The organism is Gimesia chilikensis (assembly GCF_007744075.1).
GTDB lineage: Bacteria > Planctomycetota > Planctomycetia > Planctomycetales > Planctomycetaceae > Gimesia > Gimesia chilikensis_A.
Genome location: NZ_CP036266.1, coordinates 4,236,425 through 4,262,732, shown reverse-complemented (window position 1 = coordinate 4,262,732; position 26,308 = coordinate 4,236,425). Strand labels below are relative to the sequence as shown.

Here is a 26,308-nt window from a genome sequence, read left to right as displayed (position 1 = left end):
TTCGGGGCGAGCAACGCGAGCAGGAAACTGACAGAGCAACAATCCGAACTGCCTCAGAAAACTCTCAACCCCATACTGAACTTCCCCCACCAACAACTGAATAAACTCACCTTGATCGGCTCCTGCTTCCCCGTATCCTGTTCCCAATCTGGCTCGCGCGCGCGAGACGGGAAAGCGACACCAGCAAACAAAACGCACCAGTGCCCCACATCCACCTGAAAAACCATCGATTTTCACTTCCTGTTCACGGAAACATCCCGCAGCTGTTACTTGAATCCACGTTTGACACAGGGCACATCAGGACAGAAACCGGCCATACCAGGACAAATTTCCGGTCACTCCAGGACAAAATCCGGCCACATTGGGACAAAATTCTGTCTTGACTCCCCGACGCCGTTCAGCAAAATCAAAGCCATCAATCAAAATCGCGGGCACCAAATCCATCACGAGCTCCTCAACTGTCTGGAGATAAAAAGAGTTGTAGGGGAGGACCCATGTGTCCTCCCGCCAGTTGAAACGCCAGCCACTAAAACAGCCTGTGGTCTGTATCAATTACAGAGCTATCTGCAGCACCGATCAGCAGCCGTCCAAAATCCAGAAAATCATACAGATCGGCACACCCAGAGCCAGGGCAAGAATAACCAGCGCATATTCCCCCACCAGTAAAAGAAAAACATCAGGGTGGCCTCGAATGAAATTCGAGGTTGTCAAAGACAACAAGAGGTCTCAGAGCAAGCGTGCGCTGGACGAGAGACAAACCTCACCTGCTGAGCTCAAATCCATTCAACTGCGATCACCAACCTCAAGGCAGATCATCATAAGTCAGCGTCGCCAAACCGATCTGCTGCGCATGTGCCAGAATCGCCTCCAGCACCCGTGGTTGCAGATGATGCCCGGGCCCCTTGTCACTGATGTTGTGCGCGTAAAAGACAACAATCTCACCCCGCTGCTGCGCATGATCCATCGCGTCTTTGATCTCCAGCAGGTAATCGGGCCGCTTCTCCGTTCCCGCGTAATCGATGCCCGTACCGATCAGACATCCGCGGTCGGCAATCTGATCAACCGGCACATTAATCGATTTCAGATCCCGCATCCGCTGCCCCGCAGGTAACCCGGTCCCGCCCCGCAAATGACGAAACGTTTTCAGCAGAGCCTGGTCAATCTCGGCATTCCGCGAACTGCTTGGATAAGCAAAGCAGGTCGGCGGAAAGCCGGCGTCGGTCATCCGTTTCACCGCCGGATCAATTTCATCTTCGAGATATCGCTCCATTCCATGCGCACGCACATAGTCGACCGCCTTGCGATGCCTGGCCCCGTGACAGCCAATCGCATGTCCAGCCGCTTTGAGCTGTTTCAACGCATCAATCTGTTGCGGCGTTAAAGTATGAAAGTGATCGACAAAGAAGGTCACCTGCGCATTGTACTTCTGGAACAACGGAATCTGTTTGACCCACTGATTCATATTCCGGTCGTCAAACGTGAGGACCACTCCTGCGGCAGGGAGTTCTGGGGCAGCCACTCTGCGATCGAACTCCTCGGGAGGCACTTCAATCACCCCCAGATCATTATTGCCAGGCTTAATCTGCAGCGTCTTTCCGCCACGCCTGGGCTTTCCCTCATGGACAATATAGCCCCCCTCTTCGTGCCAGAACTGGAACTTCCATTTACCAACCGGAATGTTTTTGATCTCGAAGGCACCAGTTTCATCGGTGATGGCAAAGTAAGGGTGATCCTGTATCAGGACGTAAGCCTTTTCCCAGGGGTGAATATCACAAGTGACTAACGTCGGCAACGGTTCTGCTGTGTCGAATTCAAGGGGCTTTTTCAAGCCGAGTGGGGAAGCTATAAAGGATGTCGGCGTATTCCTGAAGTAAAAAAAATGAGTGTTGTGGGCGATCGGATCCTGATTTTCTACAGAGACGTTCTGAAGTCGATACCAGACACCGGTTGCATGTGGATGAAACGTGCAGGACTTTACAGATAAATCAACCGTACTCGGCAGTTTTCGATACATGGGATGCACCAGCGCCTGGTCGAAGTCTGTCTTCTGCAGATAAACGAACACGTTTTTCAAGCCTCCCTGCTTACCGACTAGAAACGAATCGTCCAGGTGCACCGCCTTGTCCCGGCAACACACTTCACGATCCTTGGTGATCTCCAACTGGGCCGGTTTGACAGGTTTGCCAGTATAGATGATCTTCCCGGCCAACGTTCCCCACTCGGCCGCCTGTACCTGCGTGGCCGAACCGATGGAGCAGACGAACCATAAACAGGCCATTAAATTCAGGTAGATAGTAGTTCGCATGGCTGGTGACTTTTCGCTCATTCTGGAAAAACTCTGGTTAAGAGACACGCTTGTTTGATCAGCGTTTACCGGACTCAAGCATCTCGGGAGAAACCTTGATCTCTCCCAGGTCATTCTCGCCCGGCTTAATCTGGATCTTGATCCGACCCTTCTGCCATTCCTCTCGAGCTGCCAGATATCCAGCCTGCTCGTGCCAGACGCGAAACTCCCATTCCCCGACAGGCAGATTCTTAATCTGAAATGCCCCCGTTTCATCGGAGATAGACACGTACGGATGGTCTAAAACCAGCAGGTAACCGGTTTCAAAGGGGTGAATATCACATTTGATTTGGATGGGAAGTAGTTCCGGGTATTCAAACGGAATGGTTTCTTTACGCCCCGGACCAATGGCAGAGAGATCCGGACGCTGATTTTTGAGTGGAAATAATTGCGTTACGTGCACGCGGGGTGATTGATTGGAGATTACCAGCTTCTGATGTGGTTGCCACAGGGCGGTAGCATGCGGTTCGAAACGCTGGTTTCGATGTTCAATCACCACCAGATTCGGCAGTTTTCGAAAGTCAGGGTGAATCCGTTCCGGTTTGAAATTCCCTTCCTTTAAATACACAAAGATATTCTTGATGCCTCCCTGTGGTCCGACGACCAGTGACGGAGGCTCCGGGAACGGGGTCTTTTGTTGTTTCAGAGGAGGGCCGGTATAGACAAACTTGCCTGATAGACTTCCCCACTCGGCTGCCTGCACTGACGGACTCTGTTGAGTAACCAGACCCAGGAACAGCAGGCACCAGACGAAATCTCGGAGAACACGCAGCATGTTTCGGAACTTTCTCTGAGGGAACATGACTTCCCGGAAGGCAACGACTGTCATTTCACTTCCATATTAACGGATCGATACACTGCTGGGAAACACAATTCTGATTTGCATCGGCGGTCCCACAGGTTACACTGGCAGATAGCAACATTTCTATTAATCAGTCGAACAAATCTTAATCGCGTAAGAGCGCAACGCATGCAGGATATCACACACATCTTACAGGCCCTGGAAGCAGGAGACCTGGCAGCCACCGATCAATTGCTGCCTGTCGTCTATGCCGAACTCCAGCGACTGGCGCGACAGAAGCTCGCGCACGAAGCACCCGGACAGACCCTGACCGCAACCGCGCTGGTCCATGAAGCCTACCTGCGTCTGGTCGGACAGTCCGCGGAACAGGAGTGGGATCACCGGGGCCATTTCTTCGCAGCGGCAGCCGAGTCGATGCGGCGGATATTAATCGAAAATGCGCGACGCAAAAAACGACTTAAGCACGGCGGCGACCACGAGCGTGTCGATCTCCCCGAAATCTCGGCTCCGGCCCTCGAACAACCCGATGATCTGCTGGCCCTCGATGAAGCGCTGACGCTCTTCGCCGAAGAGGACCCCCAGAAAGCAGAGCTCGTGAAGCTCCGTTATTTCGCCGGTCTCAGTGAACAGGAAGCGGCGGATGTGCTGGGCATCTCCCGGGCGACCGCGGCCCGGCACTGGGCTTATTCGCGTGCCTGGCTCTATCACCAGATGCGGGGCGATACCGATCAACTCGTTTAACTACAGCAGCTTAGGGCAATCTAAGTCGGCCCGCTTTCATTAAATCTGCAGAATAATGCGTTTTATTGACCGTGAGGATGAGGCGCCAGGCACCGTGCTGTCGCATGTAATGATAGAAGGGGACTGGCGTGGTTCCCGGGACATAACGTTTAACAGAAAACAGTCTCATGTCTGATCCTGCTGCTGACAATCCGGAACCGGAGCCCACGCGCGAGAATGTGAACCCGCAGTCGGTTGAGGGCCTCTTCCTGGCGGCACTCGAAAAGAAGACCCCGGCAGAACGGGCACAGTTTCTGGATGAAACCTGCGGTGCAGATCTCGAACAGCGTCGTCGTGTGGAAGCATTGCTCCTGGCCTACGACGACGCGGGCAGCTTCCTGGAAAAGTCCCCCGTCGGTTCCGGCACAGCAGAGCCTTTGTCACTCGATTTTCTTACCCCTTCCGACGACCCGAGTCTGTTAGGGACCCTGGGAGACTACCAGGTTCAGGAAGTCATCGGGCAGGGGGGGATGGGCATCGTCTTTCGGGCCCTGGATCCCAAGCTCAATCGGATCGTCGCCATCAAGGTGATGTCCCCCCTCCTGGCCGTTAATCCCAATGCCCGCAAACGCTTCCTGCGGGAAGCGCAGGCCGCCGCTGCAGTCAGCCATCCGCACATCGTCACCATTCATGCCGTCGACGAAGCGACGCTCCCCTACCTGGTGATGGAATACGTGGTGGGGCAGTCACTGCAGGAGAAACTCGATAAAGTCGGCTCACTCAAAGTCACCGAAATACTCCGCATTGGCAATCAGATCACCGAGGGGCTCGCTGCCGCTCACAAGCAGGGATTGATTCACCGCGATATCAAGCCTGCCAATATCCTCCTGGAAAATGGTGTCGAACGGGTCAAGATTACCGATTTCGGTCTGGCTCGTGCCGTCGATGATGTCACGATCACGAGGACGGGTGAAGTCTCAGGCACTCCGCAGTACATGTCCCCCGAGCAGGCCTCGGGAGACCGCGTCGATCAACGCAGCGATCTCTTCAGCCTGGGCGCGGTCATGTATGCCATGTGTACCGGCCGCTCCCCCTTCCGGGCCAGTAACCTGGCCGCCGTCGTCCGCCGCGTCTGCGATGACACACCCCGACCGATTCAGGAAGTCAACGAAGACATCCCCGAGTGGTTGATCGAAATCATCGAATGCCTGCTGGAAAAACAGCCCGAACATCGCATTCAGACCGCAGCCGAAATCGCCGAACTGCTGGGAACGCACCTCGCCCGCCTGCAGCACCCGGGATACACACCGGAGGCACGTCCTCCCCGCGCTGCACGACCCGCGCCACGACAAAAGATTGAAGTCCCGCAGGCACCACAACCCGTCGAAACTGTCGCGGACCTGGAACCGGAGCTCAGGCATAAGACTCCCGGCAATCTGGTCGGGGGGATGCTGCTGGCAGTCGGCGTCGGAATCTTCCTGGCCTTTTCGTTGATGAGAACCGGTCCACAACTTGAGGAAGTCCATTTGCTGGACAAAGTCGTCAAGGTTTCGGGCACGTTGGTGGCGATCATGGTGTTCTCGACAATCATCTATCTGGTGCGGGGAACTGAAGGACGGCGACTCCCGGCGACGACCTGGTTTCTCTGTCTCGCCTCGCTGAATCTGACGCTCTTCCTGTCATTTGTGATCACTCTGATGGTCCGCATGAAGGTCCCCCTGCTGAACGTGGAACCCGATATGTACCAGGTTCTGCTGGCTTCGCTGATCGCGCTGCTCGGCGTCAGCGGATTCGCCGTCTATCAACTCTGGCGTTTTTACCAGTCACTGGAGCCCGGCCAGTTCAATGCGATGCAGCAACGCGATGCCTGGCTGTTTACCATCATGGGGATCGGAATCTGGGTGCTGCTGGTGCTCTGGAACTGGGCTGAAGCGACGGGAATCATACCTGCGATGCTGTCGATCTCCAAGGATTGGCAGATGGTTCCGGTAATTGTACTCGCTCTGCTGGGCGGACTCTGTCTCAGCGTCGGTTTCTGGCTCGATCAGAACCTCAAAAAACGACTGGGGCTAACCGCTGAGGACGCGCTGGAAATCCCTGAAACGGTCATGGCCCCACAGGGAAAACGCGGGTCGCAGTTCGACCGGATTGTGGTCGGTGTCGGTGCCGTCCTGCTGATCCTGCCCCTGTTGATCTGGCTCTTTGGCATCTCTACCGGACTGCATTTTACCTACAGTGTGGCGGAGATGGTTCTGGTCTCATCCCTGTTTTTTGTCCCCGTCGGGCTGCTGGTCATGATCTGTGGGGCACAGAATCTGGTCGAACCCGACTCACGTTCGGAAAAGGTGCTGGATGGACTGTTTCTGCTGGCCTGTCTGTTTGCCGGTCCGGTTGGAATTTTACTCTACATTGCCCGCTATCTGAAACGGCGCGATGCACGTGCGGCAGGAACACTCGAGCAACAACCTGCCCCCGAAGGTGACCCGTTTGTCCAGGAGCAGCGGCGCTCCAACAAGCGGGTCATCATCGGCGTGCTGGTCGGCATCCTCCTGCAGTTAAGCTCGATTCTGGTGGTACAGATCTGGCGGCACCTGAATCCGACCGAGCAGGGCTTTATATTGAGCTGGGGGCTGAATCTGGTTGTGGTCTCGGCGATGCTCATCGCTGCTTACTTTATTCGTCGCAAAGGGGCTGCTGCAGCGAATCGAAATCCGTGGGTCTTCATGGAATGGGTGACGATCCTGGTGGCCTGCCTGATGTTACTCAGTCTCTTACTGCCGACGCTGAGGAATCCGGCTAATGAGAAGGTCATTCTACAATACAGTGGGACAACTCCCATCAGCAAGGTAGTTGTGGAAGCCGACCGCTACTATCAGGTTCAATCCTGGCCCTATGAACTGATCGTGGAACCGGGCGTGCAATATATTAAAGTCAGTTTCACCGCCTCGGGACAACTCGTCAAATTCACGAAAAAGATCGACAAACAGCCGGGAGAACCCTTACTGGTTGATCTGACAAGCCAGATTGTCGCGATGACGCGCAATTTACAAAAACCGACACCAGCAGAACTCCGCGGCCCGGGAGCCATTCTCATCAGCGGACAGACACCGTTTCTTCGCGCTGGTATCTTTACCATATATTCACCGGACGCGGCAAGTATGGAGATGGGCGGTGGGGATATGTCGGGCATGGGTATGTCTGGTGAGTTCAGATCTCCAGGGCCTCTCGGCTTTGCCGAACGGTTCTTCACCCTGGAGCCCATGACACATGAAGTGCCCGCCGGCAAATATACGATCCGGGTCGCTAGCACGCTGGCGGGCTGGGAAGGGGAATACAGTACACCCCAGTACGATCTTAAAGAAGTCGAAGTCAAACCGGGCGAAATCGTCTCGGTCACAATCAAGCCGGATTACAGGAAACTGGCCGAAAACCACCCCGACTGGTCCCGAGGAGGGCTCTTCAAGTTTCACTGGGCGAAAACGAACCGCTACAGTCTCAAGATCTATACGCTCTCTCTACCCCAGGCCCTGGTCGTGCAGCAACTGTTACAGGCCTACGCAGACGGGAAACCGGATGTCGCTGAATCGGCTCTGCTGAAGGTCGCCGCGGAGAACAATAAGGCGGAACCGCCCAAGACGCTGGCAGCGATTTTCAACAACGGGCAGCACCCCGCCTGGAAATCGCTGATCATCCCCGGCAAGACCACAGGGACCTGGCGGCTGACAGAACAGCAACTGAACCAGCCTGTTCAGTCGATGGGTGGCGGTGGCTTGGGGGACGGATTCGGTAGCAGAGTCACAAACCCGTTCGGTGGAGGCACATTCGAAAACAATCGCACTCAGTCTCAGCAGCACTCTTTTCCCGAACAGAAACAGGGAACGCAGAACCCATTCAGTCAACAACCAGTCCAGGCGACAAAACCTCGTCCCGCGAGAACACCCTACAAATCGGTTGTCCTCTTCGGCAAAGACCCGGGTATGAGTATCGATCTGGCCCCACTCAAGAACGATTCCGGCACGCGGATCATGAAACGCGTGCAACGCGGCGCGAGTACCTTCGAAGTGACGCCAGGTGAGTACGCTGTCACGGTTAGCACGCAACTCGTCGGCTGGGCCACCAATGGACGATCCGCACGCTATGTTGACTCAGAATTGAATCTGAAAGCTGATCAATCGGTCGAGAAAACGCTGCACTACGACTTCAAAAAGCTGGCCGCGAATCATCGCGACTGGGCCGCTGACGAGCACTTCTACTTCCACTGGCCGAATCCCAAGCAGGGCGTCGGTATGGAATTCGACTTTTCAGCACAGCAGGCAAAAGTGGTTCAGGAACTGTTGCAAGCATTCGCAGACGGCAAGCCCGATGTTCCGGAAACAACGCTCCTTAAGATCTTCGGAAATGTCATCGAGTTGGATAAGTCGTCCAACAGCCAGCTAAAGTCACTGGAAGAGATTTTCTCCGATATCAAGCAGCCTGACTGGAAACAACTGATCGTGCCGGGACAATCAGAGAAAACCTGGCGGCTCGTTGACCCCGAATTCCAGCAGCGACAACAGGCTAAGTCACAAACTACTGAAAAAAGCAGCGAGCCTGTGGGAGGGGGAGTAAAATGAAAGATCTGCTCACAACCGTCTCATCGATCTTCGTGATTCTGTTCAGCCTGTCGGTGCTGTTTCTGGCGGAACCCACCGCTGCCAGAACCGCCCTTTCTACAGAGCAGTCGAATGAGATATCAGATCAGCCTCCCGGAAAACAGTCCCTGCTGTTTACGCGCGTGCAAGGGGCCAAAATTAAAAACGGCGTCTTGATCTTTATGACGCTCGAAGAGGCAGGCTTGGAAGATCATTACTTCCCCTTGCGAGGTAAAAATGTGGTGCTTAGTCAGACACCGTATAGACAATTTCCTGCCAAATCCATCCAGTTCACGGAAGAGAGCGAGAACTGCCTGCGGATCAATATTTGTCCGTCGATTCAGATCAACCTGCTCGAAGAACTCACTGCCCTCTAGTCGGCTTCCGACAGTTCCGCTCACTTAAACGGCATCAGTTCCGTTTCGTCTTGAATGTCGAGAAAGAATTCATCGGTATCCTCCAGGGAGAGCCCCGGGTCGAATTCGAAGTTGAGTTCCCAGTCGGGCAGCAGCCGGATACCGGGAGCGAGTGTGTCCTGCATCACTCCATCTTCTGAGTGTTCGTAACCCAGCAGATGCCCCAGTTCGTGGAAGAGTACAGTCTGCAGATCGAAGCGGCCGTCCGCATCACTGCCGGGCAACGCGATGAGACTCAGATCGCTGTCGTAAACGAAGTTAAAATCAGCAGCAGGGCTGCCTTCCAGATACCAGCCATATCCCGCTGCATCCACATCAATATAGATTGTGCCACCAGCGATCTGGCCCAGCGCGTCTCCTTTCAGATCGACCACTTGCACAGTCGTGGCTTCCAGCATGACATTCTGCTCTACAGAGAGACTGCCACTGACCTGATCGACAATCCGAGAGAAGGAAGCCGTCGCGACCGTTTGTGTCAGTGGTGTCGCCGTCTGTTGTGGTGCACTCGACGTGTCAGCCACCAGCAGCTGATTCCAGGCATCCGGGAAGTTGGAGGGGTAGGTGACAATGGAATGATTGGCTTTAGACTTCCCATAATTGGAAGCAAACAGCAGCAGATCCCGGAAGTGCACCCGGTCATCCTGATTCAAGTCTGCAAACCAGGCATAGTCCGAATCAGACTGGCTGGGAGTCGAATTATACACACTGGCAAACAGAATCAGATCCCGGAAATTAATGGCGTCGTCGTTATTGAGGTCATACGGGTTGGCGTAGATCTGGACAGCGGGGATCGCTTCAGTCGGCGTGACAAAGGGGGCGGCATTGGATAGCTGAACTTCGACGGAATTCGCCTGCAGTTCCAAATCTTCAGCAGGCAATATCTTTGTACTCAGATCGAGATCAATCTGATCCTGCGCCTGGGGAGTGAAGCGAATCCGGGCAAACAGCGTTCGCCGGTTAACCTGCAGTCCAGCCGTTGATGTTTCCGCATGCAGGTCGGTGATCGTTCCTGTTGAATCATCAATATCACCAGTCTGGTTTGTAGAGAACCGAGGCCCGTATTCGATTTCCATCGCGGAGGCAACGGCCGAATTGTAAGACAGATCGACATCGACAGAGATGCTCCCCTGGCTGGTCTGATCGTTGGTCTGGACCCAGATTTCAATCCACCATGTGGCCCACTCACTGACCCACGCCTCATGTTCGGGTAACTGGATGATCGAACCGTCCGGCTGTGTCGGGGTCGGGGAGGAGACCAGTCTCAGATTCACCTCTGCAGAGGCACTGTCATCATCGAGGATCGTAACTACGGCCCGGTCATCAGCCAGAATCACATTATGTCCATTAGCCTGCAGGCCCGACAGGATCACTAAAAATGTTTCGTCAATTTCCAGCAGACCAGAATCGACAATTGGAATGCTGATTGTCTGCGTCTGTGTTCCCGGCGTAAATGTCAGCGAACCTGATCTGTGAGCATAGTCCGATGGCGACTGGGCTGTCTGACTGGCGGTTGCATAGTTGATGACCACCGATGCATCGACGGGGGCATCCAGCGAGACGGTCACCTGCACATTCGCGGCGGACTCATCCACCGAAATATCGTCGATCGTGATATTTGACTGGTCGTCATCCGTTACTGTCACCTCTGCCTGGTTACGACTGAGCGCGATATTTGCACCGCCGGCCTGCAGATTCGTGAACTGAACCAGGAACGATTCTGTCAGTTCCACCAGATCCGTGTCGATCAGAGGGATGCTGACCGCCTGTGAGACTTCACCCGGCTGAAACGTGACCGTACCTGCTGTAGGCTGGTAGTCCGCGTTCGCCAGGGCACTCTGGTCCAGCGTGTTGAAATCAAGAGATACTGCCGCTTCGACTGGTTGGTCCAGTGTCAGTGAAACTAATGCGACTCCCGCCGATTCATCGACGGTCACATCACTCATCGTCAGATTGGCTTCGTCATTGTCCTCAATGGTTACTTCGCCAGAATCATTGGCAAAAGTGAGTTGCGCCCCGTTCGCCTGAATATTCGAAAGCTGAACGTAGAAGGACTCTAGACCTTCAACAATCTGGTCGTTGGTAATGGTGATCGTAAGACTCTTGGCCGTCTGTCCCTGAGTGAATGTCAGCCTGCCCGATTTGGCCAGGTAGTCAGAATCGCTGACAGCGGATTGATCTACGGTGCTGTAATCGACTGAGATGTTCGCGTACACGGTATCCGTCAGGTAGATGTAGAGTCGGGCGACTCCAGCTGCTTCATCGACAGTGATATCGGTAATTGAAAACTGGGCCTGGTCATCATCAACGATGGAAACGTCTGCCTGGGAACGGCCGATGATCACCACATCGCTCTGAATGTTGAGGCCGGACAAATTCACGTGAAAGTCTTCGATTTCTTCTACTTTGTCATTATCAATCAGGGCAACCGTGATTGTTTTGCTCTGTTCCCCAGGAGCAAAGATCAGTGTTCCGGACTGACTCTGGTAGTCGAGTGAGTTTTTGGCTTTCCCGTCGGCCAGTGAATAGTTCACCCGAACTTCAAAGCTTACCGGTTGATCCAGCGTGACTACGACTTCAGCCGTCCCGTCCGCCTCATTGACGGTCAGGTCACTCACAATCAACTGTGCCTGTTCGTTATCCTGAATCGTAACCTCTCCCTGATGATCACCTATCACAACATCTGCACTTCCGGCCTGGATGTTGGAGAGGTTGACCAGAAAGCGTTCATCGAGTTCGATCGGGGCGGAATTGATAAGATCGATGGTAATACTCTGCGACTGCACACCGGGCAGGAACGTCAGAGTGCCTGTTTGAGCCTGGTAGTCTTCGGGAGAGAGCGCCGAGTCGTCAGCCGTTGCATAATCGATGGTGACCGTCGATGTGACGGGGTGACTCAATGAAACGGTCAAGACAGCAGTGCCATCGGCTTCACTTACAATGATGTCGTCGATCGTAAACTGAGCCTGGTCATCATCCCGAATGGTGACTTCTGCCTGGGCATCAGCCAAGATCACATCATATCCATTGTTCTGTAGCTGGCTCAGATTGATCAGGAACTGCTCATCCGGTTCAACGAGATTTGTGTCGATCAGGGGGATGCTGATGATCCTGGTCTGCAGGCCGGCGGAAAAAGCGATCGTGCCGGACTGGCCTTCGTAATCTTCGCCTGCAATGGCTGTCTGGTCTGCTGTTTCAAAATGAACACTGATCTCACCTGCAACGGGTTGATCCAGGGAAACGGTCACTTCCGCAGTCCCTTCAGATTCATTGATGGATATGTCGTCAATAGTCAATTGCGCCTGGTCATCGTCGGAGATCGTCACGACCGCCTGGGCATCTGTCAGGCTGACATTCCAGCCATTGGTCTGCAGGTTGCTCAGATTGACGAGGAAAGACTCTTCCAGTTCCACCAGGTCAGAGTCAACGATCGGGATCGAGATCGTCTGAGTCAGTACTCCGGGAGCAAATGTCAAAGTCCCCGTCTGTGAAGCATAATCATCGTTGGTCACTGCAGACTGATCAGCCGTCGTATAATCAATCGAGATTGTGTCACCCGCTGCCTGATCCAGCGAAACGGTTAACAGAACTGAGCCCGCGTCCTCGTCGACAGTCACATCATCGATCGTCAGGCTGGCCTGATCATCATCATGAATGGTCACTTCCGCCTGGCTGTCTCCCAGAATGACGTTCGCGGTGCCCGACTGAAGATTTGACAGTGTGACCAGAAATGTTTCATCGATTTCCAGCAGATCAGAATCAACGATGTCGATTGTAATCGTCTGGGAAAGTTCGCCAGGCAGGAATGTTAAAATACCTGATGTCGACTGATAGTCATCTGGGGAAACAGCAGTCAGGTTCGAAGTCGTGAAATCAACGGTGACCGTGACAGGTAAGGGGGTGTCCAGGGTGACAGTCAGGACCGCAGTCCCATCTCCTTCATTGACGTCGATATCCGCGATCGAAAAACGGGCCTGTTCGTCATCCTCGATGGTCACCTCAGCCTGAGCATCAGCCAGAACCACGTTAAATCCATGATTCTGCAGATCGCTCAGTATGATACTGAAACTTTCGTCTAATTCCAGATCTTCGTTATTCACCAGTGGAATACTGATAATCCTGGTCTGCTGACCGGCAGTGAAGGTGAGCGTTCCGGACTGCGATTCAAAATCTTCAGTATCCAGGGCTGACTGCCCGGCTGTTGTGTAGTCGACACTGATCTCACTCGCGACAGGCTTGTCCAGCGAAACAGTAACCTCTGCAGTCCCGTCGGCTTCATTGACGGTAATGTCATCAATGGTCACTAGCGCCTGGTCATCGTCGGAGATCGTCACTTCAGCCTGGCTGTCGGCAAGAATCACATCGCGTCCGTTAGCCTGCAGGTTACTCAAATTCACGAAGAAGGATTTTTCCAGTTCCACCAGATCTGAATTCACAATCGGGATTGAGATGGTCCGGGTAAGTGCAAAAGGACTGAAAGTCAAAGTACCGGTCTGAGGCGTGTAATCATCTCCGGCAATAGCAGACAGATCTGCTGTCGCATACTCTACCGAGATAGTGGTGTCGACTGGGTGATCGAGGGAAACGGTCAGCTCCACGGTGCCCGTATCTTCATCGACGGTAACATCATCAACCGTCATACTGGCCTGGTCGTCGTTAAGAATGGTGACCTGAGCCCGATCTCGGGCAAAAGTGACGTTTCCTCCCCCGGCCTGGATATTCGAGAGCAGTACCAGAAACTGTTCATCCCGCTCGACGAGGTCTGAATCAACGATAGAGAAGGTGATGGTTTGGGTCAGTTCACCAGGTGAAAAGCTCAGCGTGCCTGTATGGTCCAGATAGTCAGCGGGTTTTGTTGCTGTCTGATTGATGGGCCTGAAATCTACGGTGACCGTATTTGCAGATGCCTGGCTCAAAGTGACAATTAAATTAACTGTCCCCGCTGATTCGTCGACCGAGACGTCGTCGATGGAGATAGTCGCTTCGTCGTCATCCTCGATAGTCACCTCTGCCTGACCCTGACTGATGATGACATCAGAACCCTCGGCGACCAGGTCTGTGAGATTGACCAGAAATATTTCGTTACCTTCCACTATGGCATTATCAGTAATTGGAACCTGAATTGTTTTGCTCAATTCTCCAGCTTCGAATGTGATAGTGCCTGTAGTAGAAGCGTAATCAGCTGGAGAGTCTGCCGTCTGATCAGCGGTGGAATACATTACGCTGACCCGTCCGATTGCGGGCTTGTCCAGGGAAACTGTGATACTTGATGTGCCGGTAGATTCGTTGACGGTGGTGTTTTCAATCCCCAGTTCTGCATGGTCATCCTCTTCGATCCAGCCAAAGACGCTGTTGCTACCGAGAATGGTGGCGTCTGATGGGTTTGACAGTCTGACAACAAATTTTTCGTCACCTTCAAATATGTCGTCACCATAGACTGTGATCTCTATGGTCTGAGTCTGACGAATTGCATTCGGATCGGCTGTGAATGTAATTGTCCCTGATTGAAATTCATAATCGTGATCTGCAAGGGTGGCACTAAAGTCTACTGTTTCAAAGTCAATGGTAGACTCAAAGTCTAAATCACCAGAAGACTGACCAACGCGTTCCACCTCGAAGGTGAAAATCGTCTCTCCCTGATCTCCCTCTTTCTGGCTGGTGGGAATGATATTGATCTGGGGAGCAAAAGTCCGGAAGACATAGACCTTCCCGACATTGTTGCCGGCTTCATCGTTCTGAGGCGCACCGACAATAATCTGGTCACCGGAAAAAGCGACTGCGTGCCCAAAATAATCCTGCTCGGCTCCATCAAGAGCTGAAATAGTCTGGGACTCAACCCAGTCTCCACTGATTAGCTGGTAGAGAAAAACAGCGCCCGAATCGGTTGTCTGTCCATCGCTCAGCAGTGAGCCGATAGCAAGGGTTGTTCCTGAAATACGAATGGAAAATGCGGACCGGTCAAGTTGATTTCCCACAGGGGGAGTCAGCTTCTGCTGAAATTCCCAGGTGCCTGCATTGTTTTTGAAGAGATAGACAGATCCTTTAAACTCATCATCTGCAGCTGAAACTGCGCCTAAGAAATTTCCGTCCACATGAATATCATAGCCAAACCAGTCATCATATTCGCCATCGGGAGGGCCTATGATTTGTTGTTCAGTCCAGGCTCCGTCCTGGTTATGAAAGATATAGATGGCACCGGTACCCGATGGGGAATCGTCTACAGCTGCCCGCAGACCGGTGATGTAGATGGCGTCGTTTTTGATCAGCACATCGTGCCCAAACGCATCCTGATCACTATGATTAGACGCGGTCAGCTTTTGGGTTTGTGTCCAGTCTGTGCCGGATCGATCAAAAACATAAGCGGCTCCGGTATGATCATCAAAGGCTGAGATGAAGTAGTTATGGTAACGCGCGCCAACGACGATCGTAGAATCTTCAATGGACACGGAAATACCAAACTGGTCGCCTTCTCTGCCATCCGTGGCTGTCAGCTTTTCTTCCAGGCTCCATACGTTGTCAACGAGTCTGTAGACATAAGCCGAACCACTGTCGTCCCCCTGGTCGTCGTCGAGGAGACTGCCAATCACGATCGTGTCGCCATCAATGGCAATGCTCGTCCCGAACTGGTCACCAGCTTCAGCATCAAACGCCGTCAAAGTGGAATGATAGTCCCACGTATCGTCTGACTCATTATCTGGCGTTCCCTGTCTGTTTCGAATGTAGACATAAGCAGCTCCGCCATCCGTCGCAGCAATATCACTATGAATCGCCCCGACGACCATATAGTCACCACTGACTTCGATCGCATTACCGAAGTGATCATCGTCTGTCCGTATCTCCGTAGGTAAGGCGGAGAACGTTTGGACAAATTCAGGGAAATCATCGTTTAAGATGGTGGCATTCCCAATTGATTTAATGAATGTAGAATTTTCAGAATTGTGAGTAAGAATAATCTGAAAAAATTCGTCGTCCTCAATAGTGTGATCACCATTGATTTCTACTGAAATTATTTGAACTTGAAGTGTTTGTTGAGGATCTGCATGAAAATAAATCGATCCCGTCTGAGCTTCATAATCCAAAGATGAAACTGAAGCAGTGCCATCCACTATCTTAAATTCAACGGTTTCATTCTTGTTCAGATCACCGGGTAAAACTCCAGTTCGAGTAATCGTAAAGGTCGCTGCCGTGGTACCTTTATCTCCTTCCGTGATTTGGACATCATTGATGGAGATAGTGTTGATGCGTGGTGGGCCATACACATAAACCGAGCCACTGTTGTAGCCATGTGATGTATCATCATATGGAGCTCCAACTACAAATGTTGTTCCATCATGAGCTATGCTCCAGCCAAAATGATCCTGGCTCATCCCGTCATCGGCGATTAGTTTTGAATCAAAACTGTTTTCCCAGCCTGACTCGTTTCTTTTAAATACATACACTGAGCCACTGTCGTCTCCGCGTGTATCATCACCATATGTTCCCACAAGCAATGTATCATTGTGAATAGAAACTGAATGTCCAAATGCATCAAACAGCATACCATCCGGTGCATATATTTTCGTGAGTTCTGAATCATCCCAGTTTTCACTTAATCTTGTGTAAATATAAGCTGAGCCAACATTATTTCCTTTTTCATCATCGCCAGGAATCCCTATCGCTACGGAATCACCACTGATTGAAACCGAGTATCCGTAATTACTCTGATTCGATCCGGAAAATGGAGTAAACTCGGTTTCCCAAGCATCTGACCAGCCAGATTCACCCTTTCGGTAGATATATACTGCTCCACTTTGGGACGATATATCACTCCTTGCCCAGGCGCTGACGATTATAGAATCACCATTGATATCGACTTCATGTCCAAAATAATCACCCGACTTACCATTTGATGCGAAAAGTTTCGTTTCGACGGCATTTGACCAATTATTATTTTCGCTTGTAAAAACATAAATTGCCCCCGTAACGTTTTGATTACCAGAACTCCTTCGAGAACCGACCACAAGCGTGTTCTCTTCAATTGCCACGGAATAGCCGAACTCGTAATTGTAAGCCAAGTCAGATCCAGTTATCCTGCTTTCAGTTCTGCTGAGCCAGTCGTCCCCATCTTTAGTAAAAACGTAAACTGCTCCGCTGTTGTAGCCTAGTTCGGTGCTGCCAAATGCACCAACAGCAATATTAACTCCATTGATATCTACCGATGAACCAAAAAATCTTGCATCTTGACCTAAGGTAGCAAAAAGAGTTGTGTGGTAAATCCAGGTATCATCAGCATGAGTCTCAGGCGTACCATTAGTATTTCGTTCATAGATATATACAGCGCCCGAGTGATTGGGGGAGTACTGATTTAACGGGGCTCCAATAACTAGAAAATTACCTTCGATTGCTACATTATCCCCAGTGGTGTCATTGGCGTGATTCAAAATATTATCGGTTAGGATGCTAATTCTTTGTCCTGAAGTATTCCAACCATCACCCCCTGCGGTAAAGAGATACGCTGCACCACTATCAATTCCATTAATATCTCCGGCTGGAACTCCTACCAGGATTGTATTTCCGTCAAACGAGACTGTTGCACCAAATAATTGATTTAATTCAATTTCAGGGGGGGAGATTTCAGTTACAGTTGCATCATTCCAGCCTGTTTCAGTACGTTCAAATATATAGATTGAACCTTGATGTAACTGATCATGAATTTTATTCTCATCACCTACAACTAATATATTATCGTGAATAGATACAGAAGAGCCAAAGTGATCGTCAGTATGTGGATCAGGTGATGTAAGTATTGTTTCCTGATAATTATGCCAGTCAGTTCCTTTTACATAGAGGTGGACTGCACCGCTATTATGAATGCCACTTAAAGAAGATAATTCTTCACCTACTACGACTGTATTACCATAGATAGAAACAGTTGTTCCGAACGTTCCCGAACTTCCGGATAGTTTTACTTCTTCTGCTGAGTTCCAATTGTTATTGACATTGGAAAAGATGTATGCGGCAGAAACGTAACTTTTCGTTCCCACAACTATGGTATTATCACTGATGGAAACTGTTTGCCCAAAATATAATTTTTCCACAGCGTCACTTGCAGTCAGTTTTGTTACATTAGCATTCTCCCATCCTCCGCCAGAATTCGTAAAGACGTATGCTGCTCCACTGTTAAATGCCTGGCTATCATCAAAACTAGCTCCTACGACAACTGTGTTTCCTTCAATCGCGACGGAAGTGCCGAAAGACGAACCTGTTGGCTTATCTGCTTCTGGAGAAAGAATTCTGGTTTCTGGAATGTTCTTCCAGCCAGAATCATCTCTTGTGTAAATAAACACAGCACCGCTGTTATATGTAGGTGTATCAACTGAATATGCACCTACTACAATAGTGTTTCCATCTATCGCTACTGAAGTACCGAAAGCATCTGCCTGCAAGAGTGTTTCGCTGGAAAGAGTAGTTTCAAATACCCAGGTATCATCCGTAGCATTGTTTGTGGTACCGTGATCATCTTTTTTGTATACATAGGCTAAACCGGCGGAAGCGGCGTGGAAATCATTACCGGGAGCACCAACTACCAGGTAGTTTTCATCAACAGCAACAGCAGTGCCAAATTGTTCTTCAAGATTGGTATCAGAATCTAGAGGGGGCAGTAGATGGTTTTGAATGCTGTATCCGGTCAGCAGCGTGCGGTCTTCCAGCTCTTCGATCGCAATCGGGCGTCGGCTCAGGGCCGGCTGATACCGATGACGGGAGCGAGAACGCTGATTACGGGGACGACGTGAGCGTACAGTTCGGTATCGTGAAGTCAGGGACTTCAACCAGTTAGTCAACAGCATGCGAGGCAGGGCTTTCTGGCTATCTGTTGCGATCAAACGTACGTGGCCCGCACGTTGAGGCGTTGAGTTTAAGCGTAAGTGTTGGGTAAATCAGATAATGAGCGGGTTGATATACAGGAATGAATTATCTGTATGCGTGAATATATCAGTTTCGGAGAGAGGTATCCAGAACTTTCAGCTTCTCTACTTTAAAATTTAATGTCATTCAGAAATGCTTTTAAATACAGACCAGCAAAGAGAATAAGGTACTTCAAAGTTGCTCAGAAGATCGGCAGGCTCTGACCGTCTCGATGCTGGATTGCCAGACTGAGCGTTTGTGGCGAAATACTGGTCGGAATCGTTCGCAGTGCACCATCGCCCATGATGCACAGGAATCCCCCATTAGTGGCCTGTCCCAGTGCGATGATCGGATTGCCAGGATTGAAGGGCAGGTCGATCGGTTGTGTCCAGGGAACCGCTTTGTCCGGGCCTGCTTTGACCGCCAGGATCACGTTGGAAACACCATCGGTGAAACTTCGCATGCGTAAACCCTGACCGCCGCTGAACGGGGTGTCCTTGCCTGAGAAGGTCATCACAGACGTGAAGCCCGGCTGCAGGGTATTTTCTGTCCGGTAGACATCCGGCATTTTGGTAATCAAGGCCTTGTTATGCGGACTGTCCCAGGGCTCATCCAGCTTGAACTGCTGATACAACTCCGTCTGTCCCAGAAACGGGAGCAGATGCACCCGCCAGCTCAAATTCGGTTTGCCATCCGTCAGGTGCGCATCGGCGTACGGGAATCGCGTGAAAGAATCGTGATAGTGATGAAAGGCCAGCCCGATCTTTTTCATGCGGTCTGCCTCTGACGCCTGGACCTGTTGCGAATTCCCTCCATTCATTTGAGAGTTGATCACGTCGTCCGCTTTGTCGGCGATACGCTTCATGATCTTGCCTCCCGGGGCACCCCAGGTCAGCAGAAAATAACCACCACCTCCCAGCAGCAGGACCACGGCACCGATCGCGATCAGCGGCCCCGGTTTGACTTTGGAAGCCGTCTGTTTCTTCTGCTTCGATTTCGCCGACTTCGCGGGGCTTTTCTTCCGTCGTCGTGTCGGTGGCGAATAATCCATTTCCTCTTCTTCATCGAACGCTTCCAGAAAATCATCACCCGCGGGAACCGGGATTTTCATCACCGCTTCGCACTCTTTGCATTTGATTTTCTTACCGGCTTTATCGTCGCCGACTTTATATTTCTTACCGCACTGCCTGCATTCAAAACTGATGGTCATGGTTGTCTGGGTGTCTTATAAAAAACTACGTGGGTTGGGTGGTGATATATTACCGTTCGTCGTTGAAAGTTATTCTTTCTGTCCCGGTTTGACTTCGATAGCATCCCAATCAATCCGCGTGAAGTCCTGCGGACCGATCATCTCTTTCCATTGCGCGTCTTCCAGATCCTTTTTAACGAGTGAGATGGATCCATCCCCCTTAAGAATCGCAACCTGTGAAGCAGTTTCTCCCAGTTCGGCGATTGGCTGCGCCGGATTCAGACCACCCGGTTTCGTCCACTCGATAGCTTTGTCGGGACCTGCTTCAACGACCATCATTGTATAGGAGAGGCCATCCTTTGTATCTCTCATACGGGCCGGCTGACCCAGGGGAAACAATGTGGTCATTTTCTCCTCTCCCTCACCATCTTTCTCCCGTTTCCCTTCAAATACACGAAAGCGGGTTTTGTTTGAGTTGACGGGTGTGTCCGGCGATTTATAGACATCAGGCATGTTCTTCGCCAGCGGCGCATTATTTGGACTGTCCCACGCTTCATCCAGTTTGAACTGTTCATACAATGGTTTCTGGTCCAAATAGGGCAGGAGATGCACCCGCCAACTGACTTTTAAACGACCATTCTCGTCATAAAATTCAGGATATTTCTCCTGAGTCGGCAGGAAATACTGTGTTTGATCGTGCAGGTTATGCAGTGCCAGACCAATCTGCTTGAGCTGATTGCCAGCAGCCTTGTAACGTGCGGCGGTCATCGGTTCACCCGCTTTGGTCAGCATCTCCGGGGCGATCTTTGGCTCTTCCGGTTGAGCGGCCGTCTCTGCCGGTGCACCAGTCTCGGTGGCAGCTTCTTCCGTTGTGGAATTCGCAGCAGGCTGTTTCTGGCATCCGCTGGGAACTGTGACTGTTACCATCAGCAACACCAGCAGCAGAATTCGATTATGAATATACATTCTCTTCTCCATGGTTCTGTCAGGGAGGTTTACTTGAAAGTGAAAACAGGTGAAAAACAGTGCCTGTTTCCAATCTTATTCAGGTTTGTATGAGGGCAGATCAACTGTGATCACATTACCGTCTGCCGGCTGAATCAGATTCGCCAGCGTTTTCGCGGGGATGTTCACAGGAATCCCCCTTGTCGAGCCATCCATCATCACAGCGGGGATCACAGGCGTGGTTAACGTACCGAGGGCTTTGATCGGGGCAGCAGGATCAAAGGGCAGGTCTTCCGGTTTCGTCCAGGGTACCGTTTTATCCTCAGCAGCGATCACGAAGAAGATCGTATTGGAAGTCCCGTCAGTGATATCTCTGATGCGTGAGCCCGGCCCTCCCGGAAACGGCGTCTTTTCTCCGGAAAAGGTCATCACACGTGTCTCGCCCGGCTTACCTGCGGAACCAAACTGATAGATCGCCGGCATTTTCGCCACTAAGGCTTTGTTGTGGGGGCTGTCCCAGGGCTCATCCAGTTTGAACTGTTGATACAGTGCCTCCTGTCCCATGAAAGGCAGCAGATACACTCGCCAACTCAGGTTGGGTTTGCCGTCGACCAGGTGTTCATCCGCGGGCGGAAACCGATTGTATTTATCGACATAGTCGTAAAACGCCATGACGATCCCGCGAAGCTGTTGCAGGACCTTGATCTGATCTGGCTTCAGAGTGGTATGGATAATGGTGTATTCTCGATCGTCAATCACGTTGCCATCATTCGGGTTTATCAGGTCTTTCCACTTGCTTTCATCGATATCCCGCTTGTAACAGCGGGTTGAACCATCGGCCAGCAAGACCGGAATGCCTCGACCGGCGGCTCCGAATTCAGCCTTGGGATGTTCATCTTTCAGTCCACCGGGTTGAGTCCATAGAACCGCTTTGTCCGGTCCCGCTTCAACGACCATGACTGTGTTTGATGTTCCGTCCAGAATGTTACGAATCTGGACCGGTTTCCCTAGTGGAAATATGGTAGACGGCGCCTCTCTTCCTCTGTTATTTTTTCCCCATTGTCCTTCAAAGACACGGAAGCGGGTCTTGTCTGAACCGATCGGGGTATCAGGAGAGCGGTAAACCTCAGGCATCTTCTTTGCCAGCGGCGCATTGGCTGGACTATCCCAGGCTTCATCCAGTTTGAATTGATCGTACAGCGGCTTCTGGCTCAGAAAGGGCAGAATGTGGACCCGCCAGCTGACTTTCAACTGACCATTCTCATCGAAATATTCAGGATGTTCTTCTTGTGATGGTAAAAAAGACCGGTTTTTATCATGCGAGTAATGCAGGGCCAGGCCGATGGCTTTCAGCCGCGCTTTTACCTCCTGATAACGTTCGGCCGTCATCGGTTCCCCCGGTTTCGTCACCATTTTGGGATCGATCGTCTTTTCTTCCGCAGTGGCAGCATCTTTCGAGGATGACTGTTCGGTAGACGAAGCTGAAGAGTCGTCTTTTTCCGCCTGGGAGTCGCTGGGCTGAGGCTTTTGACAACCTGCAGAAACCAGCAGCAGGAACAGGCAGAGAGAGAATGTGGACAGACAGCGATTCCAGTTTCCCGGAACAGCAGGGAGTAAGCGAGTAGCAGACATGTAGGCAAACTTTCAGCTGAGTCAAATCGGATCAGACCCCGCGCGCATGGGGGCGCTGATGAAGCGAAGTTTGTGCCTGCCTTCGTTCTGTGAGCGTGTGTCTTTCGACATCAGAGAGAAGTCATTTAAGTCTATCTTGCAGTATGGGTTCAGGCAAGTTAAATGCTGACAAAGAATCACACAGACAAGCGATCTGAAGGAGCAAACAAATTCTGTACACACTTTCGCCAGGATCCGATTTTGTCTCCCAAAGAATCGGCGATTTCAGATGCATTCTCTCCCCAGGAGAGCTATGATCGAAGCCCGACAACCTGAAATTTCTCCTGATGATAATAGAAACTCACACCATGCAATCTCCCGAAACATCCCGCCGCTCGTTTCTGAAAACATCTCTCGCTCTGACCGGAACTTTTCCACTGGTCGCTGGACTGGCCTACGCGGAATCAAAATCGTCCGACAAACCCCTGATGGCCTATGTCGGCACCTTCAGTTCTCCGCTTCAGGATGTGCTCGATACCCAGGTCGACCTGCCGCCTGGCAACGGACGCGGTATTCATCTCTTCCAGGTCGATAGCAAAACGGGAGCGATGACCCCTGCTGGCATTCAGCGGATGGGAACCAGCCCCAGTTGCCTGGCTGTCAACGCGGAAGGCACACGCCTCTATTCGACCAATGAAACCGATCGGGTTGGCCAGGAGAAACATGGTTCCGTCTCCGCCTTCAAGGTCAACCGGAAAGACGGCTCGCTTACACAACTCAACAAGGTTAACTCGGGGGGAGACGGACCAACCTATGTCAGCATTCATCCGTCGGGACGCTATCTGCTGATTGCGAATTATTTCGGCGGTTCGATTTCCGTACTCCCCATTCTGAAAGACGGCTCACTCGGCGAAGCCACCGATGTTAAAAATGATGCCGGCAAAATCGGTCCCACCACAGCCACGAATGCCCCCGAAGGCAGCTTCGCCTTCAGCGGTCACGATCATACGCACGCTCACATGATTCAGGCCGATCCTTCCGGTCGCTTCGTGTTTCATGTCGATCTGGGCTTGGACAAGATCTACATCTGGAAATTCGATGAAAAAACGGGCAAGCTCACGCCGAATGATCAGCCTGCGATTTCTCTGCCTCCCGGCGACGGACCCCGGCACTTCCACTTCCATCCCAACGGACGCTGGTTCTATTCAATCCAGGAAGAAGGTTCGACGCTGGTACTCTTCGATTTCGATCCAAAGGCTGGCACACTGACCGCTCGGCAGACCATCTCGACACTGCCGGAAGGTTTCAAAGGCAGCAACTTCTGTTCGGAAATTCTGGTCTCGGAAGACGGTAAGTACGTCTATGCCGGCAACCGTCTGCACGACAGCATCGGCATCTTTTCCGTCGGCACAAACGGCGAACTGACCTGGGTGGCTGATGAATGGACTCGCGGTAATTATCCCCGCAGCTTCAGCTTCGACCCGACCGGCGAATTTCTCTACTGCTGTAACCAGCGGGCCGACAGCGTGGCCGTGTTCAAAGTCGATAAAGCAACAGGCAAGCTGCACTTCACAGGCCACTACGCCGCCGTCGGTAACCCCTCGCACGTCGTCTTTCTGGACCTGGCAAAGCAACCCTGATACAGGAGTTAATTTGATCCAGACTGGATTGCTGAGTTCGTAAGCGAGAGATGAGGAACGATTCATGGCCGCTGACAGTGACTCGGACAAACCACCTCAAGGCATCAATCGCCGGCGTCTGGTTCTGGATCTGATTGGCCTGCCTCTCTTCTTCGCTCTATTTATGTTCCTGCCTGCGGGTACATGGACGTGGCCCAAGGGCTGGCTGTTCATTCTCTTTCTACTGGTGGTCGTCTCAGCAGGATTCGTAGTTCTTCAGCGTGTGAATCCGGAAGTCATTGTCGCGAGAAGTCACTTCCACAAAGGAACGAAACACTGGGACAAAATCCTGCTTGGCTTCTACTTTCCGTCGATGCTGGCCATCGTCCCTGTAGCGGCCATGGACGAGAGCCGATTCCACTGGTTTCCGGTTCCATGGTGGATCTGCATTATTGGCTACGCCTTCCTGCTGGCGGGGATGGCAATCGTCACCTGGGCCGAAGCCGTGAACAAGTTCTTTGAAGTCACCGTGCGGATTCAAACAGACCGCGGGCATGCAGTGATCGACACCGGTCCCTATGCCATCATGCGTCATCCCGGCTATGTCGGGGGAATCCTCACCGCCCTTGGCATGGCACTCTCGCTGGGTTCTGTGTGGGCCTTGATTCCAGCTGGAATCGCCTCGCTGGTGTTGATTGTGCGAACGCACTGGGAAGACCAGACCCTGCAGGCTGAATTGAACGGGTACCGGGAATACGCGATGCGTGTGCGCTATAAGCTGATCCCAGGCATCTGGTAACGAAAAAAAAATCAACACTGGAAACGGACCGACAGTCTCAGAAGGTCCTGTGTACTTCCGCAGAAGTTCCGGGGCTCAGGTACCCTCAAACACAAAAACCCGACGGGAAAGGTGTAACACCATTTCCTGTCGGGTTTTCATAGTACCGGAGGCGGGACTTGAACCCGCACGGGGTTTACCCCCACTGGATTTTGAATCCAGCGCGTCTGCCGATTCCGCCACTCCGGCTTGAGAATAAGAGTATATAGTATAACGCTTTATGGAATTCAATGGAAACAGCTAAAAAACTCGGATCCCATTGACCGACTCAGAATGGCCCGTTGCCTGAGAAAGGCCTCGAATCAGGCCGCTTCGATGGCTGCTGCCGAGAGTGGGAATTTCAGCGTGAAAGCAGTCCCTTTACCGACGGCACTCTCAACACGGATGCGTCCGTTATGGGCCTCCATGACCTCTTTGGCCAGTGACAGGCCCAGACCAGTGCCTCCCTGGCCGTTCTCGTCTGCTTCTTTGGTCGTGTAAAACTGTTCAAAGATATGGTGCAGCTGCTCGGGGGGAATACCAGAACCGCTGTCGCGCACGATCACCTCTGCCAGGTTCGATTCCGCATTCACACGGACCGCCAGGTCGAGTCTGCCGCCGCCGGGCATCGCCTGACGGGCATTCACGATCAGATTGACAAGCACCTGCTGGATCTGGTTCGGATTCAACGTGACTTCCGGCTGAGCATCGAAATGGGTATGCAGATTGACGCGGTTCATCGTCAGGTCTTTTTCCACCAGGGCGATCACGCTCTTGACCAGTACGACCAGGTCGACCGGTTCCTGGCGACTCTCATTACCGCGGGCATACGAGAGCATGCCGGTGGTGATCTTGGCGGCCCGCTGACCGGCGGAGAGAATCTTGGTAAACGCTTTGTCCCGGCGTTCTTCCTCTTTGTGACGCAGGCCCAGCTTCGCGTAATTGATCACGGTCGTGAGAATATTGTTGAATTCATGCGTGATCGATGAAGCCAGGGCACCCACGGAGCTCATCTTCTGTGCCTGAATGAGCTGCTTCTGGTAATCCTGGACTTGAGCTTCCAGCTCTTTGACACGGGCTTCAAGATTTTCGACGGTTTGCTGAGTCATGAACCTGACACATCCTTGTGAGGCGAGTGAGTTGTAATTTCGAACACCCATTTGATTCAAGCGGCACTTGAAGCAGGAGAGTGTTTCAGCTGCGCTATCTACCTATGAATATCGGCTGCCGCAAATCGGCAATCCAGATCCTGAGCAGCCACCTGTTACAGTCGCCCAAGAATGAACCCTCTAGGTCCAGTTATATAAACAGGCCGGGGCAGGGGGAATAGGG

The 26,308-nt window shown here is 52.0% G+C and carries 14 protein-coding genes and 1 tRNA gene; 6 read left to right on the top strand and 9 right to left on the bottom strand.

Annotated features, from left to right (window positions below):
• Positions 1–802: 802 nt before the first annotated feature.
• Positions 803–2,305 carry a polysaccharide deacetylase family protein gene (locus tag HG66A1_RS16025; RefSeq protein WP_197996616.1) on the bottom strand — a complete coding sequence of 501 codons (1,503 nt, stop codon included), beginning with the start codon at positions 2,303–2,305 and terminating at the stop codon, positions 803–805.
• Between the two features lie 58 nt (positions 2,306–2,363).
• Positions 2,364–3,173 (bottom strand): hypothetical protein, encoded by an 810-nt coding sequence (locus tag HG66A1_RS32030; RefSeq protein WP_197996615.1) that lies wholly within the window; start codon positions 3,171–3,173, stop codon positions 2,364–2,366.
• Positions 3,174–3,314: 141 nt separating this feature from the next.
• On the opposite strand from HG66A1_RS32030, the gene HG66A1_RS16020 reads away from it, so the two are divergent.
• A complete protein-coding gene (locus HG66A1_RS16020) occupies positions 3,315–3,887 on the top strand; it encodes an ECF-type sigma factor (protein ID WP_145185938.1) in 573 nt (190 codons plus the stop codon).
• Positions 3,888–3,897: 10 nt separating this feature from the next.
• Here the strand turns inward: HG66A1_RS16020 and HG66A1_RS32025 are convergent, their stop codons facing one another.
• Entirely contained in the window at positions 3,898–4,056 is a 159-nt protein-coding gene (locus HG66A1_RS32025; RefSeq protein ID WP_197996614.1) for a hypothetical protein, read from the bottom strand.
• On the opposite strand from HG66A1_RS32025, the gene HG66A1_RS16015 reads away from it, so the two are divergent.
• Together HG66A1_RS16015 and HG66A1_RS16010 are read left to right on the top strand one after the other, a co-directional pair.
• Positions 4,055–8,479, top strand: a complete 4,425-nt coding sequence (locus HG66A1_RS16015; protein ID WP_145185935.1) for a serine/threonine-protein kinase — start codon at positions 4,055–4,057, stop codon at positions 8,477–8,479. The genes HG66A1_RS32025 and HG66A1_RS16015 overlap by 2 nt on opposite strands.
• On the top strand, positions 8,476–8,874 hold the full coding sequence (locus HG66A1_RS16010) for a hypothetical protein (RefSeq protein WP_145185932.1): 399 nt from the start codon (positions 8,476–8,478) through the stop codon (positions 8,872–8,874). Before HG66A1_RS16015 ends, HG66A1_RS16010 begins: the two co-directional genes overlap by 4 nt.
• Positions 8,875–8,894: 20 nt before the next feature.
• On the opposite strand, the gene HG66A1_RS16005 is transcribed toward HG66A1_RS16010, so the two are convergent.
• Positions 8,895–18,551, bottom strand: coding sequence for a Calx-beta domain-containing protein (locus HG66A1_RS16005; RefSeq protein WP_409999483.1), 9,657 nt, complete (start codon positions 18,549–18,551; stop codon positions 8,895–8,897).
• 3 nt (positions 18,552–18,554) lie between these two features.
• Here HG66A1_RS16005 and HG66A1_RS32645 point away from each other — a divergent pair, with 3 nt between their 5' ends.
• Positions 18,555–18,683, top strand: a complete 129-nt coding sequence (locus HG66A1_RS32645) for a hypothetical protein (protein WP_261344689.1) — start codon at positions 18,555–18,557, stop codon at positions 18,681–18,683.
• Positions 18,684–18,997: 314 nt separating this feature from the next.
• Here the strand turns inward: HG66A1_RS32645 and HG66A1_RS16000 are convergent, their stop codons facing one another.
• The 3 genes from HG66A1_RS16000 to HG66A1_RS15990 form a co-directional block, all read right to left on the bottom strand.
• Positions 18,998–20,005 carry a DUF1559 domain-containing protein gene (locus HG66A1_RS16000; protein WP_145185926.1) on the bottom strand — a complete coding sequence of 336 codons (1,008 nt, stop codon included), beginning with the start codon at positions 20,003–20,005 and terminating at the stop codon, positions 18,998–19,000.
• A 69-nt stretch (positions 20,006–20,074) separates the two neighbouring features.
• Positions 20,075–20,950: a DUF1559 domain-containing protein gene (locus tag HG66A1_RS15995; RefSeq protein WP_197996613.1), complete on the bottom strand. Its 876-nt coding sequence runs from the start codon at positions 20,948–20,950 to the stop codon at positions 20,075–20,077.
• A gap of 75 nt (positions 20,951–21,025) precedes the next feature.
• Positions 21,026–22,561, bottom strand: a complete 1,536-nt coding sequence (locus HG66A1_RS15990) for a DUF1559 domain-containing protein (protein ID WP_145185920.1) — start codon at positions 22,559–22,561, stop codon at positions 21,026–21,028.
• Between the two features lie 347 nt (positions 22,562–22,908).
• Here HG66A1_RS15990 and HG66A1_RS15985 point away from each other — a divergent pair, with 347 nt between their 5' ends.
• Positions 22,909–24,180: a lactonase family protein gene (locus tag HG66A1_RS15985; RefSeq protein ID WP_145185917.1), complete on the top strand. Its 1,272-nt coding sequence runs from the start codon at positions 22,909–22,911 to the stop codon at positions 24,178–24,180.
• A 64-nt stretch (positions 24,181–24,244) separates the two neighbouring features.
• Entirely contained in the window at positions 24,245–24,958 is a 714-nt protein-coding gene (locus HG66A1_RS15980) for a methyltransferase family protein (RefSeq protein WP_145185914.1), read from the top strand.
• A gap of 143 nt (positions 24,959–25,101) precedes the next feature.
• Here HG66A1_RS15980 and HG66A1_RS15975 read toward each other — a convergent pair.
• Positions 25,102–25,186: transfer RNA gene (locus tag HG66A1_RS15975), tRNA-Leu, on the bottom strand.
• A gap of 113 nt (positions 25,187–25,299) precedes the next feature.
• Entirely contained in the window at positions 25,300–26,085 is a 786-nt protein-coding gene (locus tag HG66A1_RS15970) for a sensor histidine kinase (protein ID WP_145185911.1), read from the bottom strand.
• Positions 26,086–26,308: the final 223 nt, after the last annotated feature.